General features: G+C 56.4%; 14 protein-coding genes. 12 read left to right on the top strand and 2 right to left on the bottom strand.

Translation table 11 applies throughout. The features are described 5' to 3' along the window. Positions 1–5: 5 nt before the first annotated feature. From IAI47_RS04640 to IAI47_RS04610, 7 genes are all read left to right on the top strand, one after another. Positions 6–1,055: an ABC transporter permease gene (locus tag IAI47_RS04640; protein WP_033743482.1), complete on the top strand. Its 1,050-nt coding sequence runs from the start codon at positions 6–8 to the stop codon at positions 1,053–1,055. After that, entirely contained in the window at positions 1,055–1,747 is a 693-nt protein-coding gene (gene alsE, locus IAI47_RS04635; protein ID WP_003850331.1) for a D-allulose 6-phosphate 3-epimerase, read from the top strand. The genes IAI47_RS04640 and alsE overlap by 1 nt, the downstream gene beginning before the upstream one ends. Next, on the top strand, positions 1,744–2,640 hold the full coding sequence (gene alsK / locus IAI47_RS04630) for an allose kinase (RefSeq protein ID WP_008926753.1): 897 nt from the start codon (positions 1,744–1,746) through the stop codon (positions 2,638–2,640). Before alsE ends, alsK begins: the two co-directional genes overlap by 4 nt. Further along, a complete protein-coding gene (locus IAI47_RS04625; protein ID WP_003850334.1) occupies positions 2,637–3,599 on the top strand; it encodes a ribokinase in 963 nt (320 codons plus the stop codon). The genes alsK and IAI47_RS04625 overlap by 4 nt, the downstream gene beginning before the upstream one ends. A gap of 328 nt (positions 3,600–3,927) precedes the next feature. After that, positions 3,928–4,173 carry a YmjA family protein gene (locus IAI47_RS04620; protein WP_003850337.1) on the top strand — a complete coding sequence of 82 codons (246 nt, stop codon included), beginning with the start codon at positions 3,928–3,930 and terminating at the stop codon, positions 4,171–4,173. A gap of 144 nt (positions 4,174–4,317) precedes the next feature. Then, the gene (locus IAI47_RS04615) at positions 4,318–4,806 is read left to right on the top strand and encodes a cold-shock protein (protein ID WP_003850339.1); all 489 of its coding nucleotides are present in this window, start codon (positions 4,318–4,320) and stop codon (positions 4,804–4,806) included. A gap of 324 nt (positions 4,807–5,130) precedes the next feature. Then, the gene (locus tag IAI47_RS04610; protein WP_003850345.1) at positions 5,131–5,985 is read left to right on the top strand and encodes a PA4780 family RIO1-like protein kinase; all 855 of its coding nucleotides are present in this window, start codon (positions 5,131–5,133) and stop codon (positions 5,983–5,985) included. A gap of 68 nt (positions 5,986–6,053) precedes the next feature. On the opposite strand, the gene mgtU is transcribed toward IAI47_RS04610, so the two are convergent. Both mgtU and mgtA read right to left on the bottom strand, forming a co-directional pair. Beyond that, on the bottom strand, positions 6,054–6,185 hold the full coding sequence (gene mgtU, locus IAI47_RS21960; protein WP_008926754.1) for a magnesium transporter protection protein MgtU: 132 nt from the start codon (positions 6,183–6,185) through the stop codon (positions 6,054–6,056). Continuing rightward, on the bottom strand, positions 6,151–8,853 hold the full coding sequence (gene mgtA, locus IAI47_RS04605) for a magnesium-translocating P-type ATPase (protein ID WP_110411065.1): 2,703 nt from the start codon (positions 8,851–8,853) through the stop codon (positions 6,151–6,153). Before mgtA ends, mgtU begins: the two co-directional genes overlap by 35 nt. A 657-nt stretch (positions 8,854–9,510) precedes the next feature. Between mgtA and IAI47_RS04600 the strand changes: the two genes are divergently transcribed. From IAI47_RS04600 to IAI47_RS04580, 5 genes are read left to right on the top strand one after another with little or no spacing between them, the layout of a single operon-like run. Then, positions 9,511–11,079 carry an ABC transporter substrate-binding protein gene (locus tag IAI47_RS04600; protein WP_008926756.1) on the top strand — a complete coding sequence of 523 codons (1,569 nt, stop codon included), beginning with the start codon at positions 9,511–9,513 and terminating at the stop codon, positions 11,077–11,079. Then, positions 11,079–12,131 carry an ABC transporter permease gene (locus IAI47_RS04595; RefSeq protein WP_008926757.1) on the top strand — a complete coding sequence of 351 codons (1,053 nt, stop codon included), beginning with the start codon at positions 11,079–11,081 and terminating at the stop codon, positions 12,129–12,131. Before IAI47_RS04600 ends, IAI47_RS04595 begins: the two co-directional genes overlap by 1 nt. Beyond that, the gene (locus IAI47_RS04590) at positions 12,128–12,985 is read left to right on the top strand and encodes an ABC transporter permease (protein WP_003850353.1); all 858 of its coding nucleotides are present in this window, start codon (positions 12,128–12,130) and stop codon (positions 12,983–12,985) included. The genes IAI47_RS04595 and IAI47_RS04590 overlap by 4 nt, the downstream gene beginning before the upstream one ends. Beyond that, entirely contained in the window at positions 12,975–13,805 is an 831-nt protein-coding gene (locus IAI47_RS04585; RefSeq protein WP_003850354.1) for an ABC transporter ATP-binding protein, read from the top strand. Before IAI47_RS04590 ends, IAI47_RS04585 begins: the two co-directional genes overlap by 11 nt. Then, entirely contained in the window at positions 13,798–14,475 is a 678-nt protein-coding gene (locus tag IAI47_RS04580; RefSeq protein WP_008926758.1) for an ABC transporter ATP-binding protein, read from the top strand. Before IAI47_RS04585 ends, IAI47_RS04580 begins: the two co-directional genes overlap by 8 nt. Positions 14,476–14,561 lie beyond the last annotated feature (86 nt).

Raw genomic sequence — 14,561 nt, 5'->3', positions numbered from 1 at the left:
TGATGATGAAATCACTGATTGCACTGCGCCCGGACGGCACCAACATCGGCCTGATGCTGCTTATCGCGCTGGCGCTGGCCATCTTTACGGTGATGCTGCCGGGTCGCTTCCTGACCGACTCAACCTTTATGAGTATGGCATTTCAGCTGCCGGAGCTGGGCTTACTCACACTGGCGATGTTTATCGCCATCCTCAGCGGCGGCCTGAACCTTGCCATTATCGCGACCGCTAACCTGACGGCGCTGTTTATCGCCTGGACGCTGATGAGCGCCCTGCCCGCCGGAGCCGGCATGGCGCTGCAATTGCTCTGGCTGTTCATCGCCATCATTGGCGCCATGCTGATCGCCGCCGTAATCGGCGTGGTAACGGGTCTGATGGTAACGCGAATCGGCGCGCACCCGATTCTGGTCACACTCGCAACAATGATGACGCTGAACGGTATCGGTATCTGGCTGACCAAAGGGGCTGCCGTCAGCGGCATGCCGCCGGTGGTACAGGCGCTGGGTGCTGATACGCTGCTGGGTATGCCGCTGCCGCTCTGGGTATTCCTGATCGCCGCCGCGCTACTGGCACTGTTTCTCGGTAAAACCCGCGCGGGAAAATGCATTTACATGGGCGGCAGCAATATCAACGCCACCTGGTTCAGCGGCATCAATACCCATCGCATGGTGATGCTGGTCTATGTGATCTCCAGCCTGCTCTGCGTACTGGCAGGCCTGATTATGATGGCGCGCTTTAACTCCGCGCGCATGGGTTATGGCGATGCTTATCTGTTACTGACAGTACTGGCGATTATTCTTGGCGGCACCGATCCCAACGGCGGATTCGGTCGCGTCACCGGTGTGGTGCTGGCACTGATTGCGCTGCAGGTACTTTCAACCGGTTTCAATCTGATGAACATCAGTCAGCACGTCAGCCTGGCAATGTGGGGCGCAGTATTGATTGTGGTCCTCGCCTTTAAACAATTTAAAACCCGATTCAACGAACACCGTGCAGTAAAGCTCAGCAGGCTGGCCGCGGTGCTTAATCCTCTGTCTGAAAAGAAGGAAGTATGATGCGTACTCAAATCTCCCCGTCACTGATGTGTATGAACCTGATGGAGATCAAGCACCAGCTACAGGTTCTCGACTCGCGCGCTGACTTTCTTCATGTGGATATCATGGATGGTCATTACGTTAAAAATATAACGCTCTCCCCTTTCTTCATTGAGCAGATCCGTCCTTTCACCCGCGTGGCGATCGACGTGCATCTGATGGTGGAAGAGCCGACTAATTTTATCGAGGCGGTTGCAAAAGCGGGGGCTGACTATATCTGTCCGCACGCGGAGACGATCAACCGCGACGCGTTTCGCGTCATTAATCTGATCCGCAGTTATGGTAAAAAAGTGGGCGTGGTGCTCAATCCAGCCACCCCAATCTCATATATTCAGCACTATATCCATTTGCTCGACAAGATCACCGTGATGACGGTGGATCCGGGCTACGCCGGCCAGCCTTTTATCCCGGAAATGGTTGAAAAGGTGCGTGAGCTGAAAGCACTGAAGCAGCAGCACGGATATCACTATCTGATCGAAATCGATGGCTCCTGTAACACCCGCACTTATCACCAGCTTATTGGCGCGGGCGCAGAAGTCCTGATTGTCGGTACCTCGGGCTTATTTAACATTCATGACGATTTAGCCACCGCCTGGAAGATGATGCGCGACAGCATTGATGAAGCCCAGGGGCTGGCGCAGGTGTCTGCATGAAACCGCGCTGGCTCGGTATCGACATTGGCGGCACCGGTACCCGGCTGCAGCTCATGGAAGCGGGAGGCGTCTGGAGCAGCTTTCGCAAGGTGCCCACCGCCAGCTGGGCCCGGCAGCCGGACGCGCTGCAGGCACTGGCTCAGCTTATTGATGATACGCTGGAACAGCAGCCAGTCAGCGGCATTATGCTGGGCCTGCCGGGTATCCTCAGCCGCGACAGAATGCAGGTGATTTCGCTGCCTTTTATCCAGGCGCTGGACCACCAGCCTGTGGCGGCATGCCTGGCAGCGGAGCTCGGTGTGCCCGTGGCGATGGACAAAGATGTGAACCATCTGATGCTGTGGGATCTGCTGCAGCTGGAGCAACTGCCGGATAACGCCGTCGGCCTCTATCCCGGCACCGGAATGGGCAACAGTCTGTGGCTCAATGGGCAGTTTTATCATGGCGAGCATGGCGGTGCTGGCGAACTGGGGCATGTGCCGGTGGCAGGCAATGATCTCCCCTGCCCGTGCGGTAATCGCGGCTGTGCGGAGACCCTGACTTCAGGCCACTGGCTGAGTCACTGGGCCACGCTGAACGCCGCCGACACGCCTATTTCTGCGCTGTTTACCCATCACGGCGACCAGCCTGAACTTCAGGCATTTGTGCGACGGCTGGCGCAGCTGATTGCAACTGAGATGAATATACTCGACCCGGAATATCTGATCCTCGGCGGCGGTGTGCTGGCGATGGCTGATTTTCCGCTGGCGTTGCTGCGCAACCAGATTCAGCAGCATCTTCGGCCACCGGTCACGCGCGAAAACCTGAAGATCATTTTCAGCCACTCAACCGACTACACGGGCTGTCGCGGTGCCTGTCTCGCCGCCGAACGCCTGTTCAGGAGCGCAGGATGAAAGGAAAAGTATGTGTTTTCGGTTCCTTTAACCTCGATGTTGTTGCCGTGATGCGTCGCTTTCCGCTACCAGGGGAGTCGCTGACAGCGCACAACAGCATGATGGGCGCGGGCGGTAAAGGCGCCAATCAGGCTACGGCGGCGCTGCGCGCTGGTGCTCGGGTGCACTACATCGGTAAAGTGGGCAATGACGATTTTGGCCTTTTCGCGCGACGTCATCTGGAGAAAACCGGCTTTGACGCCATTACGCTGTTTACCTGTAAAGAGAAACCCACCGGTAACGCGCTGATTTACGTCGCAGGCGACGACGCTGAAAATATGATTTCTGTCTATCCGGGCGCCAATACCACCGTGACCGCTGCAGAGGTCACGCGCTGCCAGCCTACGGTAGCCGCTGCCGATATTCTGCTGGTACAGCTGGAAAACAACCTGAGTGCCATTCAACGCATGGTTGATAACGCGCGTGCCAGCGGCACCTTTGTGATTCTCAACCCGGCGCCGTGGCAAAAAATCAGCGATGCGCTGCTGGCAAAGGTTGATTTGCTGACGCCTAACAGCACGGAAGCGAGCCAGCTTAGCGGGGTAACTGTTACTGATTTTGCCAGCGCACGTCGCGCCGCTGAGGTACTGCATCGTAAGGGTGCGCGTCAGGTCATTATCACGCTGGGCATTGCTGGCGCCCTGCTCTCTACACCTGCGCAGCAGCAGCGTATTCCGCTTTTTCCGGCACAGCCGCGCGATACCACAGGTGCTGGCGACGCGTTTAATGGCGCGCTTGCCGCCCGGCTCGCGTCCGGCGAGGATCTGCCCCAGGCGGCGCGATTTGCTGCGGCATTTGCCTCACTCTGTGTCGAACGTGCCGGCGCAGCCGACTCGATGCCCTCGTATGCCGAGGCTTTCGCGCGGCTGCAGGCGCATCCGGAATGTATTATCGAGCCGATTGAGAGCGTAATCGCGTGATGCAGACCGGCAAGCTGATCTTCATCAGTTCCACTCTGAACTCGCGCTGAACAGCGCGAGGATTTTCAGGAGAGTGCTCATCGGGCATCTCCTCCCGTGCCTGGCAGGAAACCGTCGTGCTGCGACGTGTTGATGGCGTTACAGCCCGGCGATCAGTTATCAGGAGGGGAATCGTTTTTTGCTCAGTATAAAATGCTCAACGCCTGAAGATGTGCGCTGACGCCCTTCCCCCTTTACAGCTCCCGCCCAAACACGAAATAATCTCCTTTTGAGCCATGCCACGAACGACGGTGAGGCCTTAACGTAACTTCAACGCTGCGGACACCCTATGAATAACGAAATTTCTCTCAAATATTATGATGTCGCAGATGAGTATGCGACGGAGTCTGCTAAGCCGGTAAGCGAAGCAGAACGTACCCCGCTGGCGCATTACTTCCAGTTGCTGATCACCCGTTTGATGAACAACGAAGAGATCAGTGAAGCGTCGCAGCAGGATATGGCGCGTGAAGCCGGCATTGATGAGCAGCGTATTGATGATATCGCGGAGTTCCTGAACCGCTGGGGCAACGAGTAACTGTTACTCATCGCCAGACGAGTGAGCGCCATACCGTCGCTCCCTGGCGCAGCTGAAAATTATCATCCAGACTTATATAGTCTGTGCAGGCATTGTGTTTTACACTGCGCGCTGTAAAAAACTGAGTAGATTAAGCAGGCAAAAATGGCGATGAACGGAACGATCACAACGTGGTTTGAAGATAAAGGTTTTGGCTTTATCAAAGATGAAAACGGCGATAACCGCTATTTTCATGTGATTAAGGTCGCCAACCCTGACCTGATCAAAAAAGATGCGGCGGTGACCTTTGAACCCACCACCAACAACAAAGGCTTATCTGCCTATGCGGTGAAAGTCGCGCCGACAAGCAAATACATCTACATCGCAGGCGAGCGGCTGAAGATCACCTCGATCAAATCTTACCTGGTCTACAGCGAAGAAGTCCCGGTCGATGCCGGTGTCGATAAAGAGAACGCGGTGCTGTCAGTCGGCCTGTTGCTGAATAACATCCGGCCGAAATCTGACACGAAAGCGAATGAAATGCGCTCGCTGAAAAAGCTGGCGGTCACCACATTCCAGGGAACCACGCTGACCTTCTCTGAAGATGAGATCGACATCGACAGCACGGTTAACGTGCTTAAAAGCCTGAAATAATCCCGCAGGTGGGCCAGTTTTCTGTGAGCAGGATGCTGGCCTGACAGACCGCTTCGGTCTGCTCTACAGGTTTTTCCCCGGATACATCATCCCTGCCAGCTGTGCGCAGTGGCCAGAAAACGATACTCGTGCAGACAAAACTGCCCTGCTCTTCCAGCTAATCCATTGTTTATGAAAAAACAAAGGTCAAACGCGCTGGTCATCAAGGATCATCCCCATAAAGCTACATTCCAGGGTAGAATCAGATTCTTTGTTCAGTCATTGCCAATATTTCCATCATCGCAAATTGATACGAAAAGTGGGTGAAATAAGGTATAAAGCCGCATGAAAATCCCAAACAGAATCCAGCCACTGGTCGATGACGGCCTGATTGACGATGTCCTGCAGCGGCTGAAAAGCGGCAAAGAAGCAGACGTCTATACCGTGCTTTGCGGCGGCAAGGTGCAGTGCGCCAAAGTCTATAAAGAAGCGACTCAGCGTAGCTTCAAGCAGGCGGTGCAGTATCAGGAAGGACGTAAAACCCGCAACAGCCGTAACGCCCGCGCCATGCAGAAAGGCACGAAATTTGGCCGTAAGCAGCAGGAAGAGTCCTGGCAGACTGCCGAAGTAGACGCATTGTTCCGCCTGGCTAACGCCGGTGTTCGTGTACCTCAGCCTTATCTCTGCATCGACGGTGTGTTACTGATGGAGCTGGTGACTGACGCCAACGGTGCGGTTGCGCCGCGCCTCAGCGATGTCATGCTCTCCGAAGAGCAGGCAATCACCGATTTCAACACCATGATCCGTAACATCGTTCGCATGCTCTGTGCAGGTATCGTGCATGGTGACTTATCCGAGTTCAACGTGCTGCTGGACGATCAGGGACCGGTGATTATTGACCTGCCCCAGGCGGTTGATGCGGCGGCCAATAACCATGCCGAGTCGATGTTCGAACGTGACGTAAACAACATCACTTCATACTATGGTCAGTTCGCTCCGCAGCTGCTTAAGACGCGCTATGCCAAAGAGATCTGGTTGCTGTATGAGGATGGCAAGCTCACACCAGAAACGCCGCTTACCGGAGAGTTTGTGGAAGAGGAGCGCGTGGTTGATATGGATTCGCTGATGGATGAGATCATCACTGCAGAGGATGAATATTACGAACGCCAGCGTGCCAGCCGTGAGCGCGACGAAGAGTAATCGCCCATTAATAAAAAAGGCAGTGAGTCGCCTCGCTGCCTTTTAATGTTCGCAGTTTTACAACGCTATCATCGCACCACGACCGTCAGCGCAATCAGAGTTAAGCCGATAATCATCACGCCAACAAAAACTTTATCGAGCCTGCCTTTTTTCATCTTCTCCTCCCTAGAACCACTGACCAAACCTGCGGATGTAGACATGTTTCATTCCCTGCGCCACCAGGCAGTAGCTGAACAGCGTCAGCACCAGCCACGGGAAGTATTGCCATGGCAGTGGCACCAGACCGACCATCGCGCCCAGCGGTGAGAACGGAATCAGGATGCCCAGCGCCATAATCGTCAGCGTGGTCAGCATCACCGGTAAGGTGGCGCGACTCTGGATAAACGGAATCTTCCGGGTACGCAGCATATGCACTACCAGCGTCTGTGACAGCAATCCCTCTATAAACCAGCCGGACTGGAACAGCGACTGCACGCCCGCATGATTCGCGCCAAAAACGAACCACATCAGCGCAAAGGTCGTGACGTCAAAAATTGACGACGTCGGCCCCATCCACAGCATGAAGCGTTTAATGTTGCCGGCATCCCATTTACGCGGCTTATTCAGAAACTCACGGTCAACCTTGTCCCACGGCAGTGCCAGCTGGGAAATGTCATACATCAGGTTCTGAATCAGCAGATGAATGGAGAGCATCGGCAAAAACGGAATAAAAGCACTGGCCACCAGCAGCGAGAAAACATTGCCGAAGTTGGAACTGGCGGTCATGTTCAGGTACTTGATGATGTTGCCAAAGGTCTCGCGTCCTTTGAGGACACCTTCATTCAGTACCTGTAAATCTTTCTCCAGCAGGATGATGTCCGAGGAGGCTTTCGCCACATCTGCCGCGCTGTCCACGGAAATCCCGGTATCCGCCGCCCGGAGTGCAGGCGCGTCATTAATGCCATCTCCCAGGAAACCGACGGTGTGACCATTCTGCTGCATCAGCCGCACCAGACGTGATTTCTGCAGCGGCGTCAGCTGGGCAAACAGCGTGCAACGTTCCACTTCCTGCGCCAGTTCGTCATCGTTCATCGCCTCAATCTGATCGCCGGTCAGCATCGCCGGATCGGTCAGTCCGACATCGGCGCAGACACGCAGCGTCACCAATGGGTTGTCGCCGGTCAGCACTTTCACCGCCACACCACTGTCGCGCAGGGCTTTAATCGCTTTACCCGCGCTGGCTTTTGGCGGATCGCGGAAGGTCAGCATGCCCTGAATAACCAGATCGCGCTCGTCACTGTCGTTGAGCGGCGCGCGCAGCTCCTCATCACGGGTTGCCACGAGCAGCACACGATAACCCTGCTGATGATAGTGTTCGGTCTGTGTCAGCAGCGCCGCTCGCTGCGCCGCATCCAGTGCAACGACCGCATCGCCCTTGCGCACGGCGATACTTACCGCCAGCATCTCTTTGACTGCGCCTTTGCAGATCAGCTGTGAACGATGCTGAGCCAGATCTTCCACCAGCACTGAAACCCGGCGGCGATCAAAATCAAACGGCAACTCATCCACCAGTTGAAACTGGCTGCGCAGAGACTGCGAAATGATTTTATCGCCCGCGCTGAGTACGGCGCGGTCCATCAGGTTTTTCGCGCCACTCTGGCTGCTGCCGTTCAGCCATGCCAGCAGCAGGACCTGAGCATCTTCATTGCCCTGTGCATCCAGATGATGCGCCAGCAGAATGGTGTCCTGAGTCAGCGTGCCGGTTTTATCCGTACAGAGCACGTCCATTGCCCCAAGGTTCTGAATGGCATTGAGCTTTTTAACGATGACTTTGCGACGAGACATCGCAATTGCGCCTTTGGCCAGGTTGGCGCTGACAATCATCGGCAGCATTTCCGGGGTCAGCCCGACCGCAACCGCCAGTGCAAATAGCGTGGCATCCATCCAGTCACCTTTGGTGAAGCCATTTATCAGCAGCACCACCGGCACCATCACCAGCATAAAGCGGATCAGCAGTTTGCTGACGCTATTCACCCCGCGATCAAATGCAGTTTGCGGACGGCTTCCGGTCAGCGATGAGGCCAGCGAGCCAAACCAGGTTTCGCCACCGGTCGCGACGACGACGGCGCTGGCTGTACCGCTGGCTACGCTGGTACCCATCAGGCAGATATTCGCTGACGCCAGCAGCTCTTTAGCAGTCTGGCCTGTGCCGTCAATACCCGCTTCACTGCTGTGTTTCTCAACCGGCAGCGACTCGCCGGTCAGCACCGCTTCACTGATAAACAGGTTACGTGAACTCAGGAGGCGCACATCGGCTGGCACCTGGTCGCCGGTGCTGAGCAGAATGATATCGCCCGGCACCAGTTCACTCATATCCACATCCTGGCGCTGTGCGGTTTCGCTGTCCGCCTCACGCCGCAGCACGGTAACCTGGCTACGAACCAGTGACTGCAGCGCCTGCGCCGCACGGTTGGTGCGAAACTCCTGCCAGAAGCGCAGCAGCCCGCTCAACATCACCATGGTGCAGATGATGATCACCCCGGAAAGATCGGTCTCCTGACCGGCGCGCAGCGGCAGCCAGTAGTCCGTTACAAAACTCACCAGCGCCAGGACCAGCAATACGTAGATAAACGGGTTATTAAACGCCATCAGCAGCTGAATCAGCGCCGGTGGCGCTTTCTCATGCGCGACTTCATTGCGGCCGTACAGGCTCAGGCGTTTCGCCGCTTCAGCCTGAGTCAGGCCCTGGTGGTGGCTGCGCAGGTTTGCCAGCGTCGTCTCAATGTGCTGGCCTGCCTGCTGTGCCACAGCAAACATTTTTTTACTTTTTTTATCGTTACGGTTGCCGGATGAAGTGATCGCAACCTGCTCCAGTTTCATGTCGCTCATTTCGACATCTCCCTGATTTAAAGCAATAGTTGTCCTGCACGCAAAATAAGGTGCATGGATAAAACCTGGCGAAGCCGGGTTATTTAATGCGGTGACCTTCAGGAATAATCACGTTATTCCGCCTGCACGCAAAATAATGATGCGCACAGGATTAGCCGACGTCGGTTAAACGCAGCATGTTGAAAGTCTGAGATCGTCAATCGGGCGTAGCCTGCGCTACGCCAATCGGGGCGGAGGAAAAAGAGCGAATATAAACAGCAGCATAACGCGCACTCCTGTGAATGACAGGATTTAAAAAAGGAGCGCGATCGTTAATTAAAGCGGGGATCGCTGCTCGCCGATTGGCAAGCAGCAAAGAAAATTCAGCTTGCCAGAATTAAAGTTAATCGGGTATCACTGTCCAACTGAATTCTCCTGAAATTATCTGCAGCCATTATAAAGAGCGTCTGGCTGCGGTAAAGCAATAATAACCTGAATAATGGTTTCGTTGAGGTTTTGTTTCTGCTCAGCTTACCGCTTCGTTAACAGAGTGGCGATCTTCTTATAACCAGCAGGTAACCCTTATAACCTTTTGGCATATGATTAGCCCATATTCGACTATTCTTCACACCGGCCCTTTCGTAAACTCGCGTAACTTTTTAGAGGCAAGGAAATTTCATGAAAACTATAATTCCATCACTGCTGGCGCTGACGCTGGCTGGCGCCTTCACAGCACAGGCCGCAACACCAAAAGATACGCTGGTAATTGCACAATCTACTGACGACGCCGACAGCTTCGATCCGGCCAAAGGGTTTGAACTGACCAGCGTTCAGGCTTTTACAAACATCTATCAGCGTCTGGTCCAGTCCGATCCGCAGAACCCGGTGGACCTGAAGCCTACTCTGGCGACCTCATGGCAGCCCGGCAGCGACAACCGCAGCCTGACCTTTGAACTGCGCAAAGATGCGAAATTCTCTACCGGCAACCCACTGCGTCCGGAAGATGTGATCTTCTCGCTGGGCCGCGTGGTAAAGCTGAACCTCGATCCCTCTTTCATCCTGACACAGCTTGGCTGGACTAAAGATAACGTCGACGGCTTCCTGAAGAAGGTCGACGACAATCACGTGCAGATTAGCTGGACGGCTAACGTCAGCCCGACCTACGTGCTGAGCCTGCTCTCTGCCCCGGTTTCTTCCATCATTGATGAAAAAACCGCGATGGCGAACGCGAAGAACGGCGATTTTGGTAACGCCTGGCTGGCAACTCACTCTGCGGGCAGCGGTCCGTATCAGATCCGTAAAGTGGTGATGCATCAGGTGGTACTGCTCAGCGCTAACCCGACCTCACCGGCGGGCGCGCCAAAGATGAAAAATATCCTGATCAAAAACGTACCGGAACCGGCTGCGCGTCGTCTGCTGCTGGAACAGGGCGATGCCGATATCGCCCGTAACCTGGGTGCCGATCAGATCGCTGCGCTGAACGGCAAGAAAGGCGTGAAGACGGAAGCGATTCCCATGGCGTCGCTCTACTACATCCAGTTCAACATCGGCGCAAACGAGACGATGAAGAATCCGGCCTTCTGGGAAGCAGCACGCTACCTGTGGGATTACAAAGGTATCGCTAACGAGCTGCTGAAAGGTCAGTTCGACGTGCATCAGAGCTTCCTGCCGAAGGGCTTCCTGGGCGCAATCAACGACACGCCATACAGCTACGATCCGGAAAAAGCCAAAGCGATTCTGAAGAAAGCGGGCCTGAGCAACGTGACCTTCAAGCTCTCTACCAGCAACCAGCCGCCTTATCTGGATATCGCACAGGCGCTGCAGGGCAGCTTCGCCAAAGCAGGCGTGAAAGTGGAAGTGGTACCGGGCCTGAGCTCAGAAGTGTCGACCAATGTGAAAGCGCATAAATATGAAGCGACGCTGAACGCCTGGGGTTCTGACTACTTCGATCCCAATACCAATGCCGCCTCGTTTGCTTACAACCCGGAAGATGGCAGCAAAACCATCGCTTACCGTTCAGACTGGCATATTCCTGAGCTGAACAAGCAGGTGATTGCGGCGACAGCAGAAAGCGATCCGAAAAAACGCGTGGCGCTGTATGAAGCAATGCAGCGTGAAGTAATGAAAAATTCACCTTACGTGATTGGGATGCAGGCGAAGAACCTGATCGCCCTGCGCGACAACCTGAAAGGCTACGTGCAGGGTATCAACCCTGACATGGTGTATTATTCGCAGGTTACTAAGTAATGGCACAGTCTGTCCCTTCAGCCGGGTTCGCCCGGCTTTTTTGGCAGCGTGGCGGACGGCTGCTCGGTAGCGTATTGTCGCTGCTGGTCACGTTGCTTGGCCTGCTTGCCTTCACCTTTATGCTGTCGCATCTGTCGCCGATTGATCCGGTGCAGCAGATTGCCGGCGATCACGCCAGTGAAGCGACTTACGCGCAGGTGCGTCATGACCTGGGTCTCGACGAGCCGGTGCTGATGCAGTTCTGGCGCTATGTCGAACATCTGGCGCACGGCGATCTGGGTGTCTCCCGTCTGACCAATCAGTCGGTGAGTGGCGATCTGATGTCCACGTTCCCGGCCACCATTGAGCTGGCGACCTGCGCGATGATCTTCGCGGTGGTATTCGGCGTCGCGCTGGCGCTGCTGGCGGCCTGGAAACCGGGCAGCTGGATCGATAACCTCGCCCGCTTTATCTCGCTGCTGGGCTACTCGGTGCCGGTGTTCTGGCTCGGCCTGCTGGGTCTGCTGCTCTTTTATGCGGTGCTGCACTGGTCCGCCGGACCGGGACGACTGGATGATATCTGGGTCTATACCCTTGAGCCGAAAACCGGCTTTGTGCTGATCGACAGCTGGCTCTCAGGTGAACCGGAGATGTTCCGCAACGCGATTGCGCACCTCTGGCTGCCGGTGGTGATTCTCGGTCTGCTGGCGATGGCGGGCATTACCCGCCTGCTGCGTGCGGCGCTGCTGGAAGAGAGCAGTAAAGAGTATGTGGTGCTGGCGCGTGCCAAAGGTGCCGGTCGGGTGCGCATCCTGCTGCGCCATATATTCCCTAACGTGCTGGGCACGCTGGTTACGGTGATCGCCCTCTCCTACGCCACGCTGCTGGAAGGCTCGGTGCTAACCGAAACCGTCTTCGCCTGGCCGGGAGTGGGTCGCTATATGACCAATGCGCTGTTCTCCGGCGATGTGCCGGCGATTCTGGGCTCAACCCTGTTGATTGGCAGCTGCTTTATCCTGATTAACACCCTGGCAGATGTTTTAACCTGGTTAACCGATCCGAGAACCCGATGACGCAACAACTCTCTGAACCCGAAACGCTACGGCCACGCCGTCGCCGTCAACGCGTGACCTCGTTAACCGTTGGCCTGACGCTGGTCGCGATTCTTATCCTGATGGCGCTGCTGGCACCGCTGATTGCACCTTTCGACCCGAATGTGCAGACCATGTCGAGCCGCCTGCTGGCGCCGTCAGCACAGCACTGGTTTGGCACCGATGGCTTTGGCCGCGATCTGCTGTCGCGCGTGATTTACGGCACACGCCCTACGCTGCTGCTGGTATCGCTGATTCTGGTGCTGACTATTCCGGCCGGACTGCTGATCGGCATCACCGCCGGTTACGTTGGCGGCTGGACCGAACGCCTGCTGATGCGCATCACCGATATTTTCCTGTCGCTGCCCAACCTGGTAATCGCGCTGGCGCTGGTGGCGATTCTCGGCCCTGGCCTGATGAACGGCGCGCTGGCACTGGCGCTGACCAGCTGGCCGCCGTTTGCCCGTCAGGCACGCGCTGAAACGCTGGCACTGCGCCGCAGCGATTACCTCGCCGCCGCGCGGATGCAGGGCATTACGGGCTTTCGCCTTATGTTCGGTCATATCCTGCCGCTCTGCATGCCGACGGCGGTGGTCCGCGCTGCGCTAAGCCTGGGCGGGATTATCCTGGCTGCTGCCGGACTCGGTTTCCTCGGCATGGGCGTTCAGCCGCCGACGGCTGAATGGGGCTCAATGGTCGCCGAAGGCAGTAAAGTGATCTTCGATCAGTGGTGGGTTGCGGCTGCACCGGGTGCGGCGATTCTGTTTGCCAGCCTGGCCTTTAACCTGACAGGCGATGGCCTGCGCGACCGACTGGATACCCGTCATGCAAAATAATCTGCTCCTTGCCGAAGGGCTGACCATTCGCAGTGATGAAGCACTGCTGGTCGATAACATCAGCTTTTCCGTGGGCCGCGAACGTGTGGCGCTGGTCGGTGAGTCCGGCTCCGGGAAGTCACTGACCGCCCGCAGCCTGATGGGACTGCTCTCGCCCGCGCTGCATCTGCAGGCCAGCCAGCTTCAGGTGGCAGGTGAGAATGCGCTGACGCTGAGTGAGCGTCACTGGAACCAGCTGCGCGGTAACCGCGTGGCGATGGTGATGCAGGACCCGAAATATGCTCTTAATCCGACGCGCACCATTGGCTGGCAGGTGGAAGAACCGCTGATCCTGCATCGCCGCCTGAGCCGTGCCGAGCGCAAAGAGAAAGTGTGTGAGATGCTGGATGCGGTCGGCCTGCCCGATCCGCGTCGTCTGATGCAGCAGTATCCGCATCAGCTCTCGGGCGGCATGGGCCAGCGTGTGATGCTGGCAATCGCACTGATCACCGATCCTGACTTCCTGATCGCTGATGAACCCACCTCTGCACTGGATCATGCCATGCGCGATCAGGTGCTGGCGCTGATTCGCGGTCTGGTGGAAGCGCGTAACATGGGTCTGCTGCTGATCAGCCACGATTTGCAGCAGGTTTCGGAACATTGCGAGCGGGTGATGGTGATGTACAAAGGCCGGTTGCTGGATACGCTGCCCGCCGCTGAACTGCCTCACGCGACCCATCCTTACACCCGCACACTGTGGGCCTGCCGTCCGGGTAAAGCGACCCACGGACAGACTTTACCGGTGCTGGATCGCGCTGCGCTGGAGGCGAATTATGATTGAGTTACACAATCTCAGCGTCGCCCACAAACAGGGTTATGACCTTCGCACCGTGGTGCATGAGGTTAATCTTGAGGTTAACGCGGGCGAGTGTTTTGGTCTGGTGGGTCCTTCGGGCTGCGGCAAATCGTCACTGCTGTGGGTGCTGGCAGGTCTGAACCCACACTGGCAGGGCCAGATGCAGCTTGCCGGTCATACTGTTCAGCCGGGCAAAGCCTTTACCGGTGCGCTGCGTCAGGAAGTGCAGATGGTGTTCCAGGACCCTTATGCCTCGCTGCATCCGCGTCACCGGCTGCGTCGCACCCTGTCGGAGCCGCTGAAGCTGCTGAAACGCGACAATATCAACGATCGTATCGATCAGGGTTTCCGTCACGTCGGACTCGATCCTGCACTGGCAGATCGCTATCCACATCAGCTCTCCGGCGGTCAGCGTCAGCGCGTCGCCATCGTGCGCGCCCTGCTGCTGCAGCCAAAGATCCTGCTGCTGGATGAGCCGACATCGGCACTGGATATGTCAGTGCAGGCGGAGATCCTCAACCTGCTCAACGATCTGAAACAGCAGGATGGTCTGACAATGGTGCTGGTCAGCCACGATCCCGATGTTATCGATCATATGTGCGATCGCGCGGTGCGCATGGCGCAGGGCCGCATCATCGAACAGATCTCTGCCTGAAACCCGGCCGGACGGCGTTAATCTGCCGTCCGGCGCTGTTTCACTCGTCGCGCATTTCGTAACTCGCCTCTTAATCGGCCTTAACC

This window comes from Pantoea sp. MT58, from assembly GCF_014495885.1.
Classification (GTDB): Bacteria; Pseudomonadota; Gammaproteobacteria; order Enterobacterales; family Enterobacteriaceae; genus Pantoea; species Pantoea eucalypti.
Note: the sequence above shows the minus strand (reverse complement) of the source record. Positions and strands in the feature narration are given on the sequence as shown.